Here is a 254-nt window from a genome sequence, read left to right on the forward strand (position 1 = left end):
CTGCATCCCTTCACCCCATTGACGGGGCCGCGCCACTCCGCGCCCGTGACACCCGGCGATCTGCTGTTCCACATCCGGGCCGAATCCATGGACGTGTGTTTCGAACTGGCCGGGCGCATCCTCAAGGCGATGGCCGGTGCGGTGACGGTGGTCGACGAAGTGCACGGCTTTCGCTTCTTCGACAACCGCGACCTGCTGGGTTTCGTCGACGGCACCGAAAACCCGGACGGTGCAATCGCCGTCAGCGCCACCAC

General features: G+C 65.7%; 1 protein-coding gene. It reads left to right on the forward strand.

The genetic code is table 11. The annotated features are described in order from the left end of the window. Positions 1-254, forward strand: a 254-nt coding sequence (locus FVA95_RS30130; RefSeq protein ID WP_193564465.1) for a Dyp-type peroxidase domain-containing protein, incomplete at both ends; no start/stop codon positions are given.

The organism is Pseudonocardia sp. EV170527-09, assembly GCF_008369905.1.
In the GTDB taxonomy this organism is placed as follows: domain Bacteria; phylum Actinomycetota; class Actinomycetes; order Mycobacteriales; family Pseudonocardiaceae; genus Pseudonocardia.